The sequence below is a fragment of the Methylovorus sp. MP688 genome (assembly GCF_000183115.1).
Taxonomy (GTDB): Bacteria; Pseudomonadota; Gammaproteobacteria; order Burkholderiales; family Methylophilaceae; genus Methylovorus; species Methylovorus glucosotrophus.
The window spans coordinates 2,027,930-2,049,717 of the sequence record NC_014733.1 but is presented as its reverse complement, the minus strand read 5'-3'; the positions used below and the strand labels follow the sequence as shown (position 1 = coordinate 2,049,717).

Genomic DNA, 21,788 nt, shown 5'->3' with positions numbered 1-21,788 from the left:
TCCCCCTTTAAAAGTGACGTCATTCTAATAGGAGGTCTTTCGTTATGTCCAACTGAATATAGCGTGTGATGTAAAGAGGCGTGTTTCAAGCTGTTTTCGATCGACATGCTGGGTCTGTCTTGGTGAGGGCGACATGATGGCATGCCGCCCCGATGACAATCAGTAGCTGACTTCGGCCGTCAGTTCCAGGCTACGAGAGGGGCCGAGGATGAACTGGCTGGTGTCGTAATAGGTGCTGGCGTAGAGTTTGTCACCCAGATTGCGGGCGTTGAGGCGCAGGGTGGTGTGGCGGTTGGCACGCCAGGCAATGTTGGCGTCATACACGGTATAGCCGGGCATGACCGAGGTGTTGGCCGTGTCGGCGTAGCGTTGCCCTGTCAGTCGGGCCCCCGCGCCCATGGACCAGTCACCCAGCTGGTAGTAAACCCAGGCGTTGGCGACTTTCTCCGGTACATTGGTCGGCGTATTGCCGGCGCGTGAGGCACCGCTTTCCAGCAATTCGCCATAGCGCGCCTTCAGCAGTGCCACATTGGCGTCTACACGCCAATGTGCGCTTGGCAGCAGCAGGGTGGAAAGCTCCACACCGCGTGAAGACTGCTTGCCGCCTTGCACTGTCAGCCGCTGATCGGTAGGGTCGCGTGTCAGGATGTCGTCCTTGGCGATGTGGTACAGCGCCAGCGTCACTTCGCCTTTGCCGTGATCCAGCATGTGCTTGATGCCGACTTCGGCCTGCTTGGCGGTGGTCAGCTTGTAGGCTTTGCTGCCGGGACGTAAGGAGACGATGGACGATACCGGGTCCGAGCCCTGGCTGTATTGCCCATACACGGCCAGGCCGGGAGTGGCGGTAAACACCGTGCCCAGGCGATAGGAAAAGGGCGAGTAATCCTTGTCGAAGGAAGCGCCCTTGATGAGGTTCTGATGATCGACATTGATCCAGTCCTGGCGCAAGCCTGCGGTGAGCTTCAGCCGCTCGGTCAGGTCCAGCGCATCTTCCACAAACAGCGCGTTTTGCAAGGTGCGTGCCTTGAATTCGGGGATGGTCGGGTCCAGCGCGGCATCGGAGTAGTAACCCGGCGCAAAACCCTTGGCCGGCACGGTGTTACTTCCATCCGTGCCATCATAAAAGTTGTCGATATAACGCAGATCCACGCGCGTGGTTTCCCAGCCCATGGCCCAGCGGTTCTTGTGGCCGAAGGCATCGGCTATGCTGGCCAGTTCCAGGCGGTTGCCCAGCTGTTTCAGCTGGTGTTTGATCTCGGTATAGAGAGATCGCGTTACGGTATTGCTGGCACTATCGAGAGCATAGTATTCCAGGTTGCGCCAGTGGCGGCGGCTGTTAAACCAGTAGCCGATGTTGGTGAGTTTCAGGCTATCTGAAATATCCCATTCCACCTTGGCGCGCAGGCGGTCATCGGCAAAATCCATGGCACTGTCTTGCACGTTGTAATTCTGCTTGCGCAGGCTGCTGTCGATGCGGCCATCGCGCAAAGGGATGCCGGTGTAGGTGGTCGGGGAGTCTTCGCTATGATCAAAGGTGAAATCGACGCGCAGACGATCGCTGGGCACCAGTTGCAGGCCGCTCATGAGCTTGCGGCTCTGATGCTCGCCTCGGTCCACATAGCCATTGCCGCCGGTGGCGGAGGCATCAATGCGGAATGCGCCTATCTCGCCCACGGCCCCGGTGCCTCCCACGCCAGCGCGGTATTCGCCGCGGGTGCCCCAGCCGGTCAGGGCTTCAAATGAAGCTTCGCGGCTCGGCGCCTTGCGTATGCTGTTGATGATGCCACCCACGGTGCCGGTGCCAAACAACACCGAAGCTGGCCCGCGCAATACCTCGATGCGCTCATAGCCCCAGGTGTCGGAGGGAAAGGTGATCGTGCTGGCGGCGGTCAAGAGCCGTACGCCATCTTCTGCCTGACCGATGGAATCATTGCCACTAAAGCCGCGCGCTGAAAAGGCATTGCCCACGCCGAGATTGCTGATGTCGCTGATGCCGGTAGAGCGTGAGATGGCTTCGCGGATACTGATATCGCCGCGGCGGCGTATGGTGTCGGCATCCACAGCCTCAATGCTGGCGGGCGTTTCAAATGGCGTCAGGCCGAGGCGGCTGCCGGTGGAAAGTGGCTGTTTGAGGCGGGATTCGGGTTTGAGGCTTTGTGCGGATACTTCGACTTCTTCCAGCGGCTGAATATTTTCAGCGTAAGCGGACACGGAAAAAAGCAAGCCGGTCAGGCTCGCCATGGCAGTACGTTTCATGGGCGTTTCCTAAATGTTCGCATGCGACCCCGCATGCCGATTCATCATGGAAAAACCACAGAGCCAGAGTATGAGATGGCTGACCAGCCTTGCCCAAACACCGCGCCCCGCGGTAGTTCCTTCGTGACTGGCAGGCCGGTCTCCGGGCTCGCGAGGCTTGATGCACCGCCTTCCCAGGCATAAGGCCCAGTGGCGTCGATGGCACATCCATACTCGCTTACCGTTGCGGGGGCAGCACAGGCATTTCACCTGTTTCCCGTTTCACCTTTCCCCTCGAGCGAGAGGGCAGGCACCTGGCAGTGTGCATAGATTATAAAGGGGAAGCTTGAATAAGTATTAAGAAATGTTAAGAGGTGCGCGCAGTGGGCCTTTGGCAGGAGAAGGTGACAATTCTGTCACCTCTGGATCGACGGATTTTGCATGCTCTGTATACTTTCTGCATAAGTCTTGATCTGGCTGCATGAGGCCTTTCAGCTCGTGAAACTCTCTTAATTATTGGGCGCATGAACCTTCTGTTTATATCCGCGAAGCTTGCCCGGGTGTTGCCTCTATTGGGCGCTGCCGGACTCCTGTTGACGCTATCTGCCTGCGACAAACTGCCCGGCTGGGCGGCTGCCTTGTTGCATACTGAGGTCAAGACCAGCCCACTCTCGGGGCCAGACAAAAACCGGGATGGCATACGCGATGATATTGAGCCGCTGATTGCGCAATCCTCCAGCTTGCCGGAGGTGATTTCGGTCAGAACGACCTATGCGAAATCGCTGCAAAAGATCGTGGAGTTTGATTTTGAGCATGCCCAGATGCTGTCCGTGTTGAAGTCGGAATACTCCCGCAGTCTGGCTTGTGCCATGCTGGTGGACGATGGGTTTATCGACAAGCTGAATAGCGCGACTTTCAACACCCCGCAGCGGATTCAGCAGCAGGATGTGTTTCAGAAGAGCATCAGCGGACAGGCATTTGATTTTGATTCCCTGTCCCGCTTGTGCAGTTAGCCGGGGCATTGCATGGTGACGGTGGCAGCACTTAGCGCGCCAGCGCCTGATAGATTGTCTCCAGCGTGGCCTTGTTGGCTTTGATCAGTTTTTTAGCTTCCGCTTTCAGGTTTTCAATATTGCCCTTGGTGGCGTTATCCATGTCATCCGAGGCGATGCTCAATTCCGTTTGCAGCCGGTAGTAATGGTCGCCCAGTATCATCTGCATCTGATAATTGGCGGCATCGGCCACGCCATCAAACATGCAGCTCAACAGCGGCAGTACCCAGCCAGCCTTGCCCCAGTCTTTCGCCTCATCAAAGGTAATCGGCCTGATCAGCTCGCCGGTGCCTAGCGAGACCAGCAGAAACTCGGTTTCATCCGGGAAAATGCGTTTGGCTTCGGCATAGGCCGATACCGAGGGCGAGTTGATGAACACGCCACCATCCACCAGGGTTTTCAGCGAGCCCGCCACCTCGATCTGAGTCGGTTCAAAATAGGTAGGCGCGGCCGAGGTGGCACGCGCTACGTGCTTGAGCAGCAGCGGTTTGTGTTCGTCTTTCCAGCTCTTGAAAAAGATAGGCTCGCGGTTTTGCAGGTCATAGCTGGTGATCAGGGTGTTGGTCAGGCAATCCTGTAGCGCGTCGTCTTCAAAATACTCCTGCAGCACCTGCTCAATGCCATCGGCGGAGTAAAGCTCATCGGCAATCCCGCCTATGGAGGACACGCCTTTCCACAGCGAGCGCGAGAAGATCTCCTTGCCGCGGGTTTCATAGATATTCACCAGGTCTTTCGCCGCATATCTGGCCTTGCCCGAGGCATCTTTCCTGGCGCAGCCTATCGCCAGAATGCCGCCGGTCGACGTGCCCGCAATCAGGTCAAACAATTGCCAGACCGGCTTGCCCAGATGGGCCTCGATATCAGTCAGTATCAGTGCCGGGATCAAGCCGCGGATACCACCCCCATCAATGCTTAAAATTGTTTTCATCTCAATCCTCCTGAAAGTGTTGATCTGTAAAGCAGCTTCAAGTCTTGCGTATCGTTTTGCCCCGGTGCGGTGCAACTTCTGTGCGTGTGCGGAAATGGGGATGCAGTGCATGCGCCAGCCCGGTTTATTTTTATATTATTCAGTTGCTTACTGCTGGGTGCCAGATGAATATTAAGCCTGTTTGGCCGCGAAGGGGAGTCAAATTATCCAGACCTTCGATATGTGGCCCTCAGGCTGCAAGTCTGGTCACCCCATATGCGATAAGTCATTGCTATTATCTGAATCGGCAATACAATCCTCCCATCCTTCAAATGTGATTCAAGACACAACTATTCAGGGTCAAGATTTAATCCTGCGGACCGTAAATTCATCACACGCCAGCGTGTTATGTAGCCAAAGTTGACTCGCGGTCTTAACGGCAAAACAAGAACTATTGAGTGCGGGATGCGACTAGCTAAATTCAAATATTCAGGACATGCCATCACGGCAGGCTTTGCAATGCGCATGCTGATACAGAGCCTGCTGGCACTGGTATGCATTTCGGCCGCAGTCTATGCGGTCAGTGCAGAGCAGTTGGAAAGTGGCGGCTTGCCCTTTGCCAGCAAGCCTTTGACCTCAGATACACTGGAACTGACGACGCAGGAATTTGCCTGGCTGAAGGCCCATCCGGTCATTACTGTAGGGGTGCATCACGGCTGGATGCCGATCGAGTTCCTGTCGGAGGGCAACGAGTTTCGCGGAATCACCGTGGATTACCTCAAGCGCTTCGAGCGGCTTCTGGGCGTGCGTTTTCAACGCAGCGAATACTCCGAAAATCCAGCGACCGAAACCGCCGACATGCTATCCGGTATCGCCAGCGTGAAGTCGCTCAATGGCAGCCGCTTTGTGGCGCTGCCTGAGCCTGTGATTTCGGTGCCTTACACCATCTATATCCATAAGAAAAACGACACCATCCGCACCTTTGCTGACCTCCAGCATAAGCGCGTCGCAGTATTCAAGAATGGTCCCCTGGCTGGCTTGTTGACCAAGGATCAGCAGGGTATCGAGTTATTCAAGGTGGATATCGCCGAAGAGGCCTTTGTGGCGCTGGAAACCGGCAAGGCAGATGCCTACATCGGCAATCCGCTGGTGGTGGATTATGTATCGAATGTGCAGGGCATACGCTATCTGGCCAAAGCTGGGTCCACGCCTTACAAAGCCAGCGTGAACATGGCGGTGCGCAAGGACTGGCCAGAGCTGGCCAGTATCCTGCAGAAAACACTGAAGCATCTGGAGCCAGAGCGTAGCGACATTCTGAATGACTGGCGCCTGCAGCCTGGCAGCAAAACCGGTTTATTGCCTTTCCTGCTGGCAGGCCTGCTGTTGCTGGCGACCATCATTGTGCTGCGCGGCTACCGGCTCAAGCGCGAAGTGGCAAGGCAAGCGGCCGCCTCGCAAAAACTGATCTGGAAGCAGGCCAATTACGATTTTCTGACCGGCTTGCCCAATCGTCCCATGTTCCACAAACAGCTGGCGGAAGAAATCCATAAATCGCTGCAACACCAGCAGCCGCTGGTGCTGATGTTTCTCGATCTGGATAACTTCAAGCAGATCAACGATCAGCTAGGGCATTCCATCGGTGACAAGCTGCTGGTGGAAACCGGCGCGCGTATCGCCGCCGTCGCCCGCGATTGCACACTGCTGGCACGTCTGGGTGGCGATGAATTCACCATTGTGCTTTCCAATGTGCAAAACCAGCAGCAGGTGGAGTGGCTGTGTGAGCGCATTCTGCGCCAGGTATCGCTGCCATTCACCATTGAGAACCACGTGGTGTATGTGACCACCAGTATAGGTATTGCGTCTTTCCCCGAGCACAGCCGGGATGTGGAAACGCTGATGAAATATGCCGACCAGGCCATGTACGAAGCCAAGCGTCTGGGCCGAAACCGTTACCAGTTCTTCTCGCCATCCATGCAGGAGCTGGCCGCACACAAGCTGCAGGTCAGCAATGATTTGCGGCATGCACTCAACCGGCACGAGCTGGTGATGTACTACCAGCCGATTGTCGATCTGGCGACCAACGAGATACACAAGGCCGAAGCGCTGGTGCGCTGGCAGCATCCCACACGCGGACTGGTGCCGCCGTTCGAGTTTATTCCGGTGGCAGAAGAGACTGGCATGATCAATCGCATGGGCGACTGGGTGTTCCGCCAGTCAGCACGCGATACGGTGACGCTGGTGCAGGAATCGCTGGCATCGCGCAGTGTGCCGCCTGATGGCAATGTGGTGGATGCGACCATCTTCCAGGTCAGCATCAATGTGTCGCCGCTGCAATTCCAGAGCAGCCAGGAGTTGCAGACCTGGCAAGCCTATCTCGACCAGATAGGCCTGCCTGCGGAATGTCTGGCCATTGAAATCACCGAAGGCCTGCTGCTGGAAGCGTCAGATCAGGTGAAAGCCACCCTGACCCAATTCCGTGATGCCGGTATTGCCACCTCGATTGATGACTTCGGCACCGGCTACTCCTCGCTGGCCTATCTCAAGAAGTTTCATATCGACTTTGTCAAAATCGACCGCTCCTTCGTGCAGAATCTGGGCGCCGGCAATGACGACATGGTGCTATGCGAAGTAATTGTGGATATGGCGCACAGACTGGGCATGCGCGTGATTGCCGAAGGCGTGGAAACCGAAGCCCAGCTGGAACTGCTGAAGCGCGCAGGCTGTGACTTTGCCCAGGGCTATCTGTTCTCGCCGGCCTTGCCTTTTGATCAGTTCATGACCTTTGTGCGGGACTGGCGCAAAGCCCCTGCGCATTAATCGCAGGCCGGGTTATAGCCAATGGCCGAGTTTTAGCCGCTTGGTGTCGAGGTATTGCTGGTTGTGAGGTCCGGCGACCATGCGCAACGGTTGCTGGCTGGGGGCAAACCCGCTTTCTGCCAGGCATTGCAGCTTGTCCGGGTTGTTGCTCAGCAATTGCACCGAGCGCACTTGCAGGTCATGCAGTATGGCAATCGCCGCATCATAGCGGCGGCCATCCACCGGCAAGCCCAGGGCCAGATTGGCTTCTACCGTATCCAGCCCCTGATCCTGCAGATGGTAAGCGCGTATCTTGTTCGCCAGGCCTATGCCACGGCCTTCCTGCCCGCGCAGATAGACCACCACGCCTAGTCCGGCATCGGCGATAAGCTGTTGCGAGCGCTGCAATTGCTCACCGCAATCGCAACGGCTGGAGCCAAACACATCGCCAGTCAGGCATTCCGAGTGCAGGCGCACTAACACTTGCTGCTGATGTGCCACCTCGCCCGCCACCAGGGCCACATGCTCGATCCCGCTATCCGCTTCGCGGTACACATGCAAATCAAACTGGCCATGCCGCGTGGGCAAAGGCGCGCTGGCGACGCGTTCCACGCGCTGGCCAGCGACAGGGGGAAAGCGCAGCGCCTCACTTGAGCGCATTGATCGCCCCCATCTTGATCAGCTTGGCCCGCACGATATTGCGGCTGATGCCGAGCAGTTTGGCGGTTTGTACCTGGTTGTTGTGGCAATGCTGGTAGGCGGTGCGGACGATGGTGTCTTCCAGCTGCTCAAACAGGTCAGGCGCGCCGGTCTCAAAGTAGGCATGCAGCACTTCCTGCAATTGCGACTGATGGGCATCCCGCCCCGTGCTTTCGGCTTCGCGCGGGCGATGCAGCGAAATCGACGACAACTGCAGGTCTTCACTGCGCACAATGTTGTTTTTGCAAATGAGCAGGGCGTGGTGAATGATGTTTTCCAGCTCGCGAATATTGCCCGGCCAGGCATGGCTCAACAGCTTGGCCTTGGCGTGCTCATCCAGCGTGATCTCGCCGTAGCCGAGTCGACGGCGGTATTCCGTTACAAAATACTCGGCCAGCGGCAGGATATCGCCGGGGCGGTTGCGCAGGGTGGGCAGCTCCAGATGGGCCACGCGCAGGCGGTAAAACAGATCTTCGCGGAAATGCCCCGCCAGCACGGCTTCTTCCAGCCGCACATTGGTGGCGGCTACCAGCCGTACGTCAATCGGCGTCGCCTTGCGGGCGCCGAGTCGTACCACTTCACGCTCTTGCAGCACACGCAGCAGCTTTACCTGAATGCTGGGTGGCAGGTCGCCGATTTCGTCCAGAAACAGGGTGCCGCCGTTTGCCGCTTCAAACCAGCCAGCCTTGGCGCTAAAGGCACCGGTAAAGGCGCCTTTTTCATGGCCAAACAGTTCGCTTTCGACCAGACTTTCTGAAAACGCCCCGCAATTGACGGCAACAAAGGGCTTGCCCTTGCGCTGGCTCAGCTCATGCACATAACGCGCAATCAGTTCCTTGCCGGTGCCGGTTTCGCCTATGATCAGCACATTGGCGTCACTGGGCGCAATCATCTTGATGCGGGCCAGCAGCGCCACTGATTTGGGGTCTTCAAACACCTGGGCCGTCGCTCGAATCGAGGTGGTCAGCGCCTGCGAGTTCGGGAGTGTCAGTAAATTCATCGAGTCGTCCTTTACAGCCGTTTCTATCGGATCGTCCGGGAAATATTCAAAATGTCGTGTATTCAGCATATTCATGAGTAAAACGTGGGGGTGGGGTACTGCTGTTTCAGTGCCCATTGCCCCAGCTCCTTTATCTTGTAATCCAGAGGGTCATGCAGGGTATGCGTGCGCAGGTTGCGCCAGTGGCGGTCCAGTCGCAATCCGGCATGGGTGGCGCGTGAGCCTGCGACTTCAAACATACGACTGGTGATATCCAGCCCCACGCGGGTCGCCATCACTTTGGCCGTGCTGATGCTGACAGCCACATGGCCGCGTTCAACATCGCTTAACAGGTTTCCTTTGCTCCATGCTTCATCCAATCGTGTGGCGGCCAGATCGCACAAGGCGCGCGTGCTTTCCAGCCCGACCCAGAAATCGCCGTAATGCCCGAGGATATAAGGGTCGGCATCCGTGCTGGCAACATCAGCCCCTTGCCAGGGGCGTGCTTCGTGCAGGGTGTATTGTCTGGCGTCTTCAAACGCGCCTTCCGCAATGCCCAGGTAGATATTGGTCAGTATCAGCTGCGCGACCAATGGCCGCAGACACGAGAACGGCGTGCTCAAGGGACCGGGGTCAGCCAGCACCTCGTGGGTTTCTACCCGCACCTTTTCAAAGTTGACGCTGCCGCTATCGGTCTGGCGCTGGCCGATGTTGTCCCAGTCCTGAATCACGGTGATGCCGCTGCGGCCGGTAGGCAGGGCGGCAATCACCAGCGCGCCGTCTGATTGCTCAATGGCCGAGGCAATCAGCATTTCCGAATCCAGCGCGCCTGAGCAAAAGCTCTTCTTGCCGGAAAACTCGCGCCAGTGGCTGAAAGGACGACTCACCGTGCGGGTATCCAGCGGATTGAGCGCATTGCCCCAGAACCATTGCAGGCGGGCGGTTTGCTCAAACCAGCGTTCCCATTGGTCCGGCTGTGAAAACAGCCTGACCGTGGCCAGCATCAGATGCTGAAAGCCAAAGACATGGGCGAGCGAGCTATCGGCCTTGGCAAATTCGCGTATGGCCTGCAGGGTTTGCTGCCAGTCGGCACCCAGACCTCCATATTGAGCAGGGATCGCCATGGCTAGCAAACCGCTGGCGCGGATAGCGTCGCGTTGTTCTTTCGGGGTACCGCCAATATGGTCACGCTCAATGGCCGTCAGGGCGAATTCCTTCGCCAGGGCACGGGCGATTTCCAGCGGCGTTCTGGGTTCAAGCTCAGGGTAGAACGCATGTACAGAAGGTTGATGTATAGCCAAAAGTTATATTCCTGCTTGCTGTTATATAAACCATACAGCACATAACATGCCAGCCCAAAATACTTGTTGGTCATATCGATATGCTGCTGTGGCAGCAATGGGGTCTGCATGCAGACTTTTCATCCTGTGCCTGGCAAACCCATATGTGGCGCGGGTTGGCCTGCTGTGTCACCAGAGCGGCCGTTTTTTTTACGCGACGGCCACATCCCTCAGCGCTGCAGGCAAATCCTGCCGAGTTGCTGCTCATTCAGCACACAAGTCAATCCTCTGCTGATTGAGCAGCACATTTGCAACAGTTCTGCCTGAAATCCCCCATAAAACCGCGCTTATCCCCAATGGCATGCTCTTTGCTGAACACTGTGCAGCCATCCCGTTTTCGGATGTGCCCGGAATTCCCCGTCATTTTGTATAGCCATACTTGTAAAGAAAGACACGCGATGCAGATATTCTGGTTTTTGCCCACGCATGGCGACCAGCGTTACCTGGGTACCTCTTACGGTGCCCGGCCCGCCACCTACAGCTACCTGAAACAGATTGCCCAAGCCGCCGATCGCCTGGGTTATGAGGGCGTGCTGGTGCCATCGGGGCGCTCGTGCGAGGACCCGTGGGTGGTGAGCGCGTCGCTGGTGAACGAAACCCGTGATCTGAAATTCCTGGTGGCGGTGCGCCCGGGGTTTACCTCGCCCACCGTGTCTGCCCGCATGGCTTCCACGCTAGATCGCATTTCCGGTGGCCGTCTGCTGGTGAATGTGGTGGCCGGTGGCGACCCCGCCGAGCAGCAGGCCGATGGCAGCTTCTTGTCGCACGACGAACGCTATGCCGAAACTGCCGAGTTCCTGCAGGTATGGAAGTCGGTGCTGCAAGGCGAGACCATCAGCCTGGAAGGTGACTATATCCGCGTGAAGGATGCCAGCCTGCCAACCGGCGCTTTCCAGAAACCCTATCCGCCGCTGTTTATCGGCGGCTCATCGCAAGCGGCGATTGATCTGACGGCAGAACATATTGATGTCTATCTGACCTGGGGCGAACCACCTGCCGCCGTGGCCGAGAAGATTGCGACGGTGCGCGCCGCCGCTGCCGCCCAGGGCCGCAGCGTGAAGTTTGGCATACGCCTGCATGTGATCGTGCGCGAAACCTCGGAAGAAGCCTGGCAAGCCGCTGACCAGCTGATTTCGCATGTGACGGACGAAACCATTGCTGCCGCCCAGGCGGCGGTGGCGCGCTTTGATTCAGTCGGTCAGCAGAAAATGAGCGCCCTGCATGGTGGCCGCCGCGACCGTCTGGTGGTGTCCCCCAACCTGTGGGCCGGTGTCGGCCTGGTGAGGGGTGGCGCGGGCACCGCGCTGGTGGGCAGTGCACAGGAGGTGGCAGATCGCATCAAGGAATATGCCGATCTCGGCATCGACCATTTCATTTTCTCGGGCTATCCGCATCTGGAAGAGTCTTATCGCGTGGCGGAGCTGTTGTTCCCCCTGCTGCCACTGTCCGTCAAGGCCGGCAGCGAGGCCGCCATCAAAACCAATCTGACCGGCCCGTTTGGCGAAGCACTGCCCAATCGCGGCCCTCAAGTCTCCGCTTCCTGAAAGATCTGCATGAATACGATAGCCAATGAAGTCAGCGTGCCCCCTGTATTTGAAGGGTCGCCACAACATCGCGCCGACCAGCTTGCCGCCTACCTGGCAAAAACTGCGGCTGAACGCGATGTGCAAGGCGGCACGCCCTACGCCCAGCGCGAGGCGGTGCGCCAGAGCGGATTGCTCAAGCTGCTGGTCCCGGTGGAGTGGGGCGGCCTGGGCGGCGACTGGTCGCAGCTCTACCGCATTATCCGCACCATTGCCCGGGCCGATAGCTCCATCGCCCAGGTGTTTGCCTTTCAGTTTCTGATGCTGGCATCGGTGCGGCTGTATGCCACCGAGGCCCAGTGGCAACACCTGTGGCACGAAACCGCCGAGAAAAACCTGTGGTGGGGCAATGCGCTCAACCCGCTGGATAACCGTACCATCGCCACTCCGCAGGGCGAGCATTACCTGTTCAGCGGCCAGAAGAGCTTTTGCTCGGGCGCGACCGACTCAGATCGCCTGATCGTGTCCGCCATTGAAGCCGATACCGGCCGTTTTCTGGTGGCGGCGGTGCCAACTGGCCGCGCTGGCATCAAGCTCAATAACGACTGGGACAACATGGGCCAGCGCCAGACCGATAGTGGCAGCGCGGAATTTACCGAGCTGCGGGTGGAAGCCCATGAGCTATTGATGAATCCCGGCCCCTTGAGCTCGCCTTTTTCCAGCCTGCGTTCGCTGGTGGCCCAGCTGATATTTACCAATATCTACCAGGGCATCGCCGAAGGCGCACTGGCCGAAGCCAGTCAGTACACGCGCCAGAGTTCGCGGGTGTGGTCGGGCTCACTCGCCTCGTCCGTGCAGCAGGACCCCTACACCTTGCTGCATTACGGCGAATTCTGGGCCAGCCTCGAAGCCTCGCGGGTGCTGGCAGACCATGCCGCCAGCTTGCTTGATGCCGCCTGGGCCAAAGACCTGACGCTGGGCGATGAAGAGCGCGGCCAGGTGGCGCTGGCGGTGTTTGCCGCCAAGGTCAACATCACCCGCAGCGGGCTGGATGTCACCTCGCGCATCTTTGAGGTGGCGGGCGCACGCGCCACCACCGCACGCCTGCGGCTGGACCGCTACTGGCGCAACCTGCGCGTATACACCCTGCATGATCCGGTGGATTACAAGCTGAAGGATCTCGGCGACTGGGCCTTGAACGGCCAGTACCCGACGGCGAGTTTTTACTCCTGATGCCTGCCCCATAAAACAAACCAGACCCGAAATCAAAGAAAGCACCATGACACAACCCATTATCGATATGCGTAGCCGTCCGGCGTACCTGCACGACTTTTTTGGCGCCACGCCCGGCACGCCCGCCTATGACACTGCCAAATGGCTGAATCGCCGCGTCGGTTCTCACGACCCGGAGCACTTTCGCCGTTCTTACACCATAGAGGGCTATCTGGCCGAGATTGAGGCGGCCGGGATCAGCAAGGCGGTGGTGGTGGGGCGCGAAACGCCCAGCCTCACCATCAGCAACGATGAAATCGCCACGCTGGTCGGCCATAGCGACAAGCTGATCGGCCTGGGCTCAGTGGATATTCAGCAGCGCGGCGAGAAAAGCGCGATTGAGGAAATCAACCGCGCCATCAATACCTTTGGCTTTCGCGCCATCAATATCGAGCCCGGCTTTGGCGAGCCTGCCTTGCAGGCGGATGATCCGGTGTTTTTCCCGGTGTATGAGGAGTGCCTGCATTTTGACGTGCCGGTATGCCTGATGTCCGGCCCCACCACGCCCGATTTTGCCTATGCGCAACCGGCGGCGGTGGCCCGGCTGGCGCGGCGTTATCCGCTGCTCAAGATCATTTGCTTCCACGGCTATTACCCTTATGTGAACGAGATCGTGGGCGCGGCTTTCCGCTACGACAATATCTACCTGGTGCCGGATATGTATATCTTTCAGCCGGGGTCACAGTTGTATGTGGAGGCGGCTAACAGTTTCCTGGCAGACCAGCTGCTGTTTGGCTCGTCTTACCCGTTCCGCGCCATGCAGCAGACCGTGCAGGACTTTGCAGCGCTGGGTTTCAAGGACGAGGTGCTGGACAAGGTGTTCTATCAGAACGCTGCCCGCCTGCTGGGAGTGGATTTGTTGGCGGCATCGGCGCCGCGCCAGAAGACTGCAAAAGCTGCGAGCGCGGCGACGGCCTGATATGACAATACCGGGCCGCATTTCGGCCCGGCATGGCGGGGTTAACTTGCTGTCTTGCTACGCTTCTGCCAGCGGGTTCTCAGCCACTGCTCGGCATCATCCACAAAGGTATACACGGCGGGAATCACGATCAGGCTGAGGATGGTGGAGGTGATCAGGCCGCCGATCACCGCAATCGCCATCGGCGAGCGGAAGCTGGGGTCGGCCCCCAGTCCCATGGCAATTGGCACCATGCCAGCACCCATGGCCAGCGTGGTCATGATGATGGGGCGGGCGCGTTTGCGGCAGGCATCGATCAGCGCTTCCAAGCGGGATGGCGGATTCTGGCCATCCTGTTTGTGACCGCGCGCCATGATGGCGTACTCCACCAGCAGAATGGAGTTCTTGCTCACAATGCCCATCAGCATCAACAGCCCAATCAGCGATGGCATGGAGAAGCTTTTCCCGGTCAGCAGCAACAGCACAAAGGCGCCGCCTATGCTGAGCGGCAAGGCCATGAGGATGGTCAAGGGTTGCATGAAGTCGCGGAACAGCAGCACCAGCACGGCATAAATGCACAGCACGCCAATCGCCATCGCCAGGCCAAAGCTCTGGAACAGGTCGTTCATGTTCTCGGCATCGCTGGAGGGCACGATGTGCACGCTGGGCGGCAGATTCTTGATGGCGGGCAATTGCATGGCCTCGGCATACACCGCGCCCAGTTCGCGCTGCCCCAGCTCCACCTCGATCGATACATTGCGCACGCGCTTGAAGCGGTCAATCTGCGCCGGGCCACTGCCCAGGTGAATGTCGGCGATGTTGCCTATGCGCACCGGGCCATTGGTACCGCTGACGGTCAGGCGTGCAATCGCATCTATATCCGTGCGGAAATTCTCGGGAAACTGGATGCGGATAGGCACTTGCCGATCAGCCAGATTCAGCTTGGGCAGATTGATGTCGTAATCGCCCGCGGTGGCAATGCGCACCACATCGGCAATATCGCGAGTCGTCACGCCCAGGGCCGCTGCCCGTGCCGTATCCGGTCGTATGATCACTTCAGGCTGCACCAGGCTGGCGTTGGAATACACATTGCCGATATTACGCAGGGTGCGCAGGCCGCGCATGACCTCGGTGGTGGCCTCGCTCAGCGCCAGCGGATCGTCACTCTGCAGGTTCAACACCATCTTGACGCCGGTATCCAGCGAACCCACCTTGATGCGCATGCCGGGCAATGCGCCCAAGGCCTCGCGCAACTCGGTTTCAATCTTCTGCTGGGTGATGCTGCGCTCCTTGCGATGCACCATCACCACGGTCAGCACGGCCTTGCGCGTTTCGGCGGTGGAGCCTGCCGAAAAGCCCTGGCCTGAGGTGCCATTGCCTATGCTGCTATACACATGGCGCACATTGGGGTTTTTGCTGACGAGCGCACGCACCTGTTCGGCTGCCTGGGCGGTCTCCTGCAGATGTGCGCCTGGCGCCAGTTCAATATTTACCAGCGTCATGCTGCGGTCTGCTGGCGGCACAAAGCCCTTGGGCAGCAGCGGAATCAGCATGAGCGAACCCACGAAAAACAGCAGGGCCAGGCTGACCGTGATCCCGCGATGGCGTACCGACCACGCGACCAGCGCCAGATAGCGGCGGGTGATCCGGCCATCGGTTTCGGCTTTTTCTGGCTTGGGTTTGAGAAAGTAAGCGGCCATCATCGGCGTAATCAGGCGGGCGACGGCCAGCGAGGCGAAAATGGCGAATACCGCGGTCCAGCCGAACTGCTTGAAAAACTTGCCAGCGATGCCCGACATGAATGCCGTCGGCAAAAACACCGCGATCAGGGCAAAGGTGGTGGCAATCACCGCCATGCCGATCTCGTCGGCTGCTTCCATGGCGGCTTCGCGCGGCGATTTGCCCATGTTGAGGTGGCGGGCGATGTTTTCAATTTCCACAATCGCGTCATCTACCAGTATCCCCACCACCAGCGCCAGTGACAGCAGGGTGACGGTATTGATGGTGTAGCCAAACACGCTCATGCCGATAAAGGTTGGCAGCACACTTAGCGGCAGCGCCACGGCGGCGATAAAGGTCGCGCGGAAATCGCGCAGGAACAGCATGACCACCAGCACCGCCAGCACCGCGCCTTCATACAGCAGGTGCATGGAGCCATCGAAATTGTCCTGCACTGGGGTCACGTTTTCCCAGGCAGGGGTGATCTTGACACCGGGGTGGCTATCATTGAATTCGGCCACGGCCTTGTCGACCCGCGCCTTGAGGCCGGTTTCGCTCTCGCCCTTGCTGCGGGTGATTTCAAAGCCGATCACCGGCTTGCCATCCATCAGTGCGATATGGCTGCGCTCGGCGATGGTGTCCTCGACATCCGCCACTTGCCCCAGGGTCACATAGGTGCCGGTCAGCGTGGGCAGTTGCAGATCGCGCAGCTGGCGGGCTTCCTTGACCGTGCCCAGTGTGCGCACCTGCTGGCGTATGCCGCCAAGGTCGGTGCGGCCGCCCGAGCTTTCCAGCTGCATGCGGCGCAGTTCCGAGGAGACGGTGGACGCGCTGACACCCAAGGCCAGCATTTTGTCCGGATCGAGCGAAATGCGCACCTCGCGATCCACACCGCCGACGCGCTCAAACTTGCCGACGCCCACCACCGACAGCATTTTCTTGGCAATTTCATTATCGATCAGCCAGCTCAGGTCCCTCTCGTCCAGATCCTTGGCAGTGACGCTGTAATTGACAATGGCCGAGCCCGAGGTGGTGATGCGCGAGACGATGGGGTCCTTGGTATCCGCGGGCAGCTCGGAGCGCACACGTGACACGGCCGAACGCACATCGTTTTCAGCGTCCGAGACGGATTTTTCTAGCTGGAATTGCACCGAGATCGTCACCTGGCCATCCAGTATCTTGGTGGTGATGTGCTTGACCATATCCACCGAGGCGATGGAGTCTTCGATCTTGCGGGCGACGTCGTTTTCCAGCTGGCTGGGCGAGGCGCCTTCCAGCGTGGCGGTGACGCTGACGGCCGGTAATTCAATATCCGGAAAATCCTGCACCTTGGTGGTTTTGAACGCAAACAGGCCGACGATGCTGAGCAGGCCAAACAGCAGGATGGCCGGAATCGGGTTGCGTATGGAATAGGCGGAAATATTCATGGCGGCCCCGTTATTGCGCTACGCGCACGATGTCGCCATCAATCAGGAAGCCCACGCCGCTTTCCACATAGCGGGCCTTGGGGTCTATGCCTTCGCGAATGATGATGCGGTCACCGACATGGCCGCCGCTGACGACCTTGCGGCGCTCCACATGCTGCTGGTCACTTAGCGTGAATACATATTCATAGCCATCGCGGTTGAGCACGGCGCTGCTGGGCAGGCTGAGCCCGCGCTGCTCACCGACGGCAAAGCTGCCGCGCGCAAACATGCCGCTCTTGAGCGGGCCATCCACACCTTGCGGAATATCCACATACACCAGGGTGTTGCGGGTGTCCTGATTCATGGTGGGGGCAATCACGCGCACCTTGCCTGTTACCAGGGCCTGGCTGCCAGTTGGCGTCAGGGTCACGGCCTGGCCAGGCTTGACGCTGGCAAGCTCGGTGGCGCCGACTTCACCGCGCCATTCCAGCCTGTCTTGCATCACCAGGCGGAACAGCTCTTCCCCGGCGTTGACCACGCTGCCCACGGTCGCCGTGCGGCTGCTGATGGTGCCAAACTCGGGCGCCACGATACGGGTGCGGCGCAAGCGCAGGCGCTGGCTTTCCAGCGCGGCCACGGCAGACTCAAACTTGGCCTTGGCAGTTTGTTCTGTGGTGAGGTATTGCACGACCTGCTGCTCGCTCAGGGCGCCTTTCGCCAGCCCTTTTACCCGGTTGGCATCCAGCTCGGCCTGACGCAGATTGGCTTCGGCTTCGAGTGCGTCCGCTTCTTTCTGGGCGAGGTCAGCCTTGACCGTTTCATCGTCAAACTCGGCCAATAGCTGGCCTTTTTTGACTTTATTGCCAACATTGACGTACACCGCTTTCAGCCGCAAGCCGCTGACTTCATTGCCGATAATGGCTTCTTGCCAGGCCAGGATGTTGCCATTGGCGGTGATGCTGGTGGCGGCTGCCGTTTCCTGCGGGCTGACCAGCCGTACGGTGAGCGCGGGTTTGGTTTCACCGGCCTCCGAGCCGGATTTGCCAGGGTGGCAGGCCGTCAGCAAGGCAGTGGTCAGCAACAGGGCCAGGGAAAGGTAAGGAGCGCGGTTTTTCATGGTTGTTTCTCGGTGGAATCGGGAGTGTTGGCGGCAAGTGGCGTATCAGCACCTTGCCAGCCACCACCCACGGCAATGTAGAGTTCAATCAGGGTAGTAATGCGGTTCTGGTTCAGCTGGGTGAGCGCATAGTCGGCTTCCAGCGCATTGCGCCGCGTGGTTTCGAGGTCGATGGCATTATCAAACCCCGCTTCATAACGCTGGCTGATGGCCTGCAAGGCTTGCGCGTAATTGTCGGCGGCCTGCTGCAGGCTGGGCTGGCGTGCGTTATAGCTTTGCAGCGTCAGCAGTTTCTGCTCGACTTCCTTGATGGCGGTGCGCGCCTTGCTGCGGTAATTACTGTCCGCAGCACGCAGGCTTTCCCAGGCGGCGGAGACATTGGCCTTGCGCTGCCCCATGTCAAACAGCGGAATATCAATGGTGGGGCCGAAAGACCAGGTCAGGGCATTATTGGTGACGCCGGAGTTGAGGTAGCGCACCGGCGTGATATTGCCGCTGAGGGTGATCTTGGGGTATCTGTCGGCTTCCTTGACACCCACCTGGGCGCTGGCGGCGGCCAGATCGCGTTCGGCGGCCAGCAGGTCGGGCCGCTGCTCCAGCAGCACAGCCGGTACCGAGGGCACATCAAAGCTGCCCGGTTGCAGCACCGTAAAGTCGCGCGGCGCCAGGCGTTCGCGCAGCTGTGGCTCGGCCATGCCAGTCAGCGCCACCATGGCCTTGATCTGCAATTCGCATTGCATCTGCTGGTCATTGAGGTCGCTGGCGGCCTGGGCCTGCGTGGCTTGCGCCAGCGCATTGTCAGAGTCGGACTTGAAACCATGGGCGGTGGCCGAGGCCGTCAACTCTGCACTGCGGGTCTTGGATTCCAGATAGCGCTCGTACAGCCGCACCTTCTGCTGGCAGAAGCGGTAGTCGTTATAGGCCTTGGCACTCTCGGCGGCAACGGACAGCCGCGCATCCTGCAGCAGATTGCGTTTGGCATCGTAATCGGCCAGTGAGGATTCGCGTTCGCGGCGCAAGCCGCCAAACAGGTCGATCTCCCACGAGGTATCAAAGCTGATCTGCTGCTGCGTGAGCAGGGTAGGATCGCCGCCGAAGGAGAAAGCCTTGCGGCTGATCGATGGCGTGGCACTCAGGCCATCAAAACCCATGGCACGCGCCGCCACCAGATTGGCACGAGCAGACGCGATATTCTTGTAGGCATCGGCCACACTGGCGCTATTGCGCTCGGCAGCAGTGATGATCTCCAGCAGCACATCGTCATTGAATTGCCGCCACCAGTCCGCGGTCTGGGCGGCTGGCACGGGAGTCTGTACCTGCCAGGTATCGGGCGTTACCGTCTTGGGTTTCTGGTAATCGGGCCCCACCATGGGCCAGCCCTGGCAGCCTGCCAGCAAGCTCGCCATGAGCGCCGAGAGGATGATCTTGCGTGATGTCGCGCTCATGATGCTTGCTCCCCGGCGCCCGCGCGGCGGGCCTTTTCGTCCAGCACCATGGCCAGCGCATAGCGGCCATAGCGTTCCGCCATGCGATCCAGCGCGGCATGGTTTTCCACCAGCTGTGGCGACATATGGCGGATGACCTTCTGCCCGATATACATATGTACGGCCATGCCAAAACAGGCCATCACCAGGCTGCGAATCTCATCATCCGGCTCATTTACGCCCAGGTGCTGGCAGAGCAGCTTCGCCATGGCGAGATGATGTGGCTTCACTTCGCATTCTATTTCCTGCTCCCACACACCGGTCGGCTCCAGCATCTCGCGGTGGCGGAGTTTCACCACATCGTTCACCACATCGCCCATTTTCAGGGGCTGGAAGAACTCCACAAAGAACTGCTGCAAAGCGCTAGCCAAGGACAGGCCGGTGGCAGAAAAAGCAAATTCGCAGGGACGCGCAATGAGATCCGGCATGGAAAACACCGTGCGATACAAACCCGCTTTATCCGTGAAGTAATAGCTGATGGCAGATACATTGACCTGCGCGGCCTGCGCAATCTGCCGCACGCTGGTTTTGGCATAGCCTTTTTCAGCGAACAGCTTGAGGGCGCAGAGCAGGATTTTCTGCCGCGCTTCCGCACCGTCGGTGCGGCTTGCTGTTTGAGGGGTGGGGGGTGACATGAGGCATCAACCAGACAATAGACGAGCTGGGATCATACATCAAACAAACGTTTGATCAATAACCTTTACAAAGATTTAAGTGCGGCCTTATGCAAGGCGGGTTTCCCTGCCTCAGCAAAAAAAACGCCTGGCCGGGATATCCCGCCAGGCGTCTTATCAGCCAGGGTTGCAGAACTGATGACGATGTTAAATCCAGGGGTGACGCGGCGGATTGACCTTGTTCAGCACGTAATTGCCGACGGCGTAGTACTTCCAGCGCACCGGATCATGCAGGGTGTGGGTACGCGCATTGCGCCAATGGCGATCCAGGTTGTATTCACCCAGGGTAGAGCGGGTACCTGCCAACTCGAACAGCTTGCTGCCTGCAAGCAGGGCGGTTTCGGTGCTCAGCACCTTGGCTTCAGCCACGGCGATGGAGGCGGCGGCCACGGTGTCTTCGTTGGGGTTCTTCTGGGCGGTGTCAATGAATTCGCCTGCGCGCTTCAGCAGCGCATCGGTGGCATGCACGCGTATCTGGATATCGCCGATGTCCTTGAGCGTGAGCGGGTCTTCGTAGCCATGCTCGAGGTCGGTATCGATCCATGGGCGGGTGTGGTTGCGCACAAAGTGCAAGGTGTCGCGCAGGGCAGCGCGGGCAATGCCGGTATCAACCCCGGCCTGGATGATTTGCGCAATCGGGCCCATGGGGGTGGGCCGATCAAACGCCAGATGGTGCGGCAAGACGTATTCGCTGGGCACGAAGATATTCTCAAGCACCGTGGTGCCGCTGGCGGTGGTGCGCTGGCCAAAGCTGGACCAGTCGTCAATGATGGTCAGGCCCTTGCTGCCTTTCTGCACGAAGGCGACCACGGTGTTGTCATTTTCATCCTTGGCAACGACGGGAACCCAGTCCGCCAGCAGCGCACCGGACGAGTAAAACTTCTTGCCCGAGAGCAGGTAGCCGCCTTCGGTCGGGGTCAGCCGGGTTTTGACATCATTCACCGTGCGCGTGCCGATCTCGGAGAAGGCATTGCCGAAGCGCACGCCTTGCAATACCAGATCAAAGAAAAACTTCTTTTGCCATTCCGTACCATCCAGGCGCAGGCCTTCGACCATATAAAGATGGTTTTGCGGGATCTGGCCGATGCTGGGGTCGGCTTCCGCCACGATGGCAATCACCTCTGCCAGCGTGCTGTTGGAGACAAACGCGCCGCCGTATTCCTTGGGCACGGTAATGCCCCACAAGCCGCTTTGCGAAAAGTAATCCAGCTCTGCGCGTGGCAGGCGGCGCTCGGCGTCGCGCACGGCGGCCTCCTTGGCAATGTGCGCGGCGACCTGGTGGGCGACGGCAATCGCTTCCTCGTCGGATTTAATGATATGGGCAAGGGGGCGAGACGTTATCGCGGCCTCTGTTTCCTTGTGCAATACCGATGCTGTTGTCATACAAACTCCTGATCATGAATAAACATAAGATAAAAATGTGGCTGCGAGGCCATCTGCATCAGGAATTGCACAGAGCGTGCCAGCAAATATGTCTATGATTTTTAACGTATATTTTTGCAGGCGATGTTGTGAAGCGCGGCTGTAGCAGCAGGCTGCTGTCCGGCTGCTGCCAGATCAGCAGATTACCCCGCATCCAGGGCGTTAAACCGCCAAATCTCTCCCGAAAACGCCAGAAAATCCCCAACCTTTGATCAGATTTCAGCAAAAACCTGCTGATTGAGCAGCAGCCGGTCAGCATGCAGGC

At 58.8% G+C, this 21,788-nt stretch carries 15 protein-coding genes and 1 riboswitch; of the genes, 5 read left to right on the top strand and 10 right to left on the bottom strand.

Annotated features, from left to right (window positions below):
* Window positions 1–159: 159 nt before the first annotated feature.
* Window positions 160–2,256, bottom strand: a complete 2,097-nt coding sequence (locus tag MPQ_RS09690; protein WP_013442755.1) for a TonB-dependent siderophore receptor — start codon at window positions 2,254–2,256, stop codon at window positions 160–162.
* Between the two features lie 115 nt (window positions 2,257–2,371).
* Window positions 2,372–2,568: riboswitch (cobalamin riboswitch) on the bottom strand.
* 191 nt (window positions 2,569–2,759) lie between these two features.
* Between MPQ_RS09690 and MPQ_RS09685 the strand changes: the two genes are divergently transcribed.
* Entirely contained in the window at window positions 2,760–3,248 is a 489-nt protein-coding gene (locus MPQ_RS09685) for a hypothetical protein (RefSeq protein ID WP_049821900.1), read from the top strand.
* 31 nt (window positions 3,249–3,279) lie between these two features.
* Here MPQ_RS09685 and MPQ_RS09680 read toward each other — a convergent pair whose 3' ends face one another.
* Window positions 3,280–4,215 (bottom strand): patatin-like phospholipase family protein, encoded by a 936-nt coding sequence (locus tag MPQ_RS09680; protein WP_013442753.1) that lies wholly within the window; start codon window positions 4,213–4,215, stop codon window positions 3,280–3,282.
* A 444-nt stretch (window positions 4,216–4,659) separates the two neighbouring features.
* On the opposite strand from MPQ_RS09680, the gene MPQ_RS09675 reads away from it, so the two are divergent.
* Window positions 4,660–7,011, top strand: a complete 2,352-nt coding sequence (locus MPQ_RS09675) for an EAL domain-containing protein (protein WP_013442752.1) — start codon at window positions 4,660–4,662, stop codon at window positions 7,009–7,011.
* Window positions 7,012–7,023: 12 nt separating this feature from the next.
* Here the strand turns inward: MPQ_RS09675 and ribA are convergent, their stop codons facing one another.
* The 3 genes from ribA to MPQ_RS09660 all read right to left on the bottom strand — a co-directional run bounded on the left by ribA (window position 7,024) and on the right by MPQ_RS09660 (window position 9,969).
* The gene (gene ribA / locus MPQ_RS09670) at window positions 7,024–7,650 is read right to left on the bottom strand and encodes a GTP cyclohydrolase II (protein WP_013442751.1); all 627 of its coding nucleotides are present in this window, start codon (window positions 7,648–7,650) and stop codon (window positions 7,024–7,026) included.
* Window positions 7,637–8,689 (bottom strand): sigma-54-dependent Fis family transcriptional regulator, encoded by a 1,053-nt coding sequence (locus MPQ_RS09665; protein WP_013442750.1) that lies wholly within the window; start codon window positions 8,687–8,689, stop codon window positions 7,637–7,639. The genes ribA and MPQ_RS09665 overlap by 14 nt, the downstream gene beginning before the upstream one ends.
* A gap of 71 nt (window positions 8,690–8,760) precedes the next feature.
* Window positions 8,761–9,969: an acyl-CoA dehydrogenase family protein gene (locus MPQ_RS09660; RefSeq protein ID WP_013442749.1), complete on the bottom strand. Its 1,209-nt coding sequence runs from the start codon at window positions 9,967–9,969 to the stop codon at window positions 8,761–8,763.
* A gap of 437 nt (window positions 9,970–10,406) precedes the next feature.
* Here MPQ_RS09660 and ssuD point away from each other — a divergent pair, with 437 nt between their 5' ends.
* From ssuD to MPQ_RS09640, 3 genes are read left to right on the top strand one after another with little or no spacing between them, the layout of a single operon-like run.
* Window positions 10,407–11,552, top strand: a complete 1,146-nt coding sequence (gene ssuD / locus MPQ_RS09650) for an FMNH2-dependent alkanesulfonate monooxygenase (RefSeq protein WP_013442747.1) — start codon at window positions 10,407–10,409, stop codon at window positions 11,550–11,552.
* A gap of 9 nt (window positions 11,553–11,561) precedes the next feature.
* Window positions 11,562–12,764: an acyl-CoA dehydrogenase family protein gene (locus MPQ_RS09645; RefSeq protein ID WP_013442746.1), complete on the top strand. Its 1,203-nt coding sequence runs from the start codon at window positions 11,562–11,564 to the stop codon at window positions 12,762–12,764.
* Window positions 12,765–12,810: 46 nt separating this feature from the next.
* Window positions 12,811–13,722: an amidohydrolase family protein gene (locus MPQ_RS09640; protein WP_013442745.1), complete on the top strand. Its 912-nt coding sequence runs from the start codon at window positions 12,811–12,813 to the stop codon at window positions 13,720–13,722.
* A 41-nt stretch (window positions 13,723–13,763) separates the two neighbouring features.
* Here MPQ_RS09640 and MPQ_RS09635 read toward each other — a convergent pair whose 3' ends face one another.
* From MPQ_RS09635 to MPQ_RS09615, 5 genes are all read right to left on the bottom strand, one after another.
* A complete protein-coding gene (locus MPQ_RS09635; RefSeq protein WP_013442744.1) occupies window positions 13,764–16,847 on the bottom strand; it encodes an efflux RND transporter permease subunit in 3,084 nt (1,027 codons plus the stop codon).
* A gap of 10 nt (window positions 16,848–16,857) precedes the next feature.
* Complete coding sequence (locus MPQ_RS09630) at window positions 16,858–17,943, bottom strand: efflux RND transporter periplasmic adaptor subunit (protein WP_013442743.1); 1,086 nt, start codon at window positions 17,941–17,943, stop codon at window positions 16,858–16,860.
* Window positions 17,940–19,388, bottom strand: a complete 1,449-nt coding sequence (locus MPQ_RS09625; protein ID WP_013442742.1) for an efflux transporter outer membrane subunit — start codon at window positions 19,386–19,388, stop codon at window positions 17,940–17,942. Before MPQ_RS09625 ends, MPQ_RS09630 begins: the two co-directional genes overlap by 4 nt.
* Complete coding sequence (locus MPQ_RS09620; RefSeq protein ID WP_013442741.1) at window positions 19,385–20,062, bottom strand: CerR family C-terminal domain-containing protein; 678 nt, start codon at window positions 20,060–20,062, stop codon at window positions 19,385–19,387. The genes MPQ_RS09625 and MPQ_RS09620 overlap by 4 nt, the downstream gene beginning before the upstream one ends.
* Before the next feature lie 186 nt (window positions 20,063–20,248).
* A complete protein-coding gene (locus MPQ_RS09615; protein ID WP_013442740.1) occupies window positions 20,249–21,484 on the bottom strand; it encodes an SfnB family sulfur acquisition oxidoreductase in 1,236 nt (411 codons plus the stop codon).
* Window positions 21,485–21,788 lie beyond the last annotated feature (304 nt).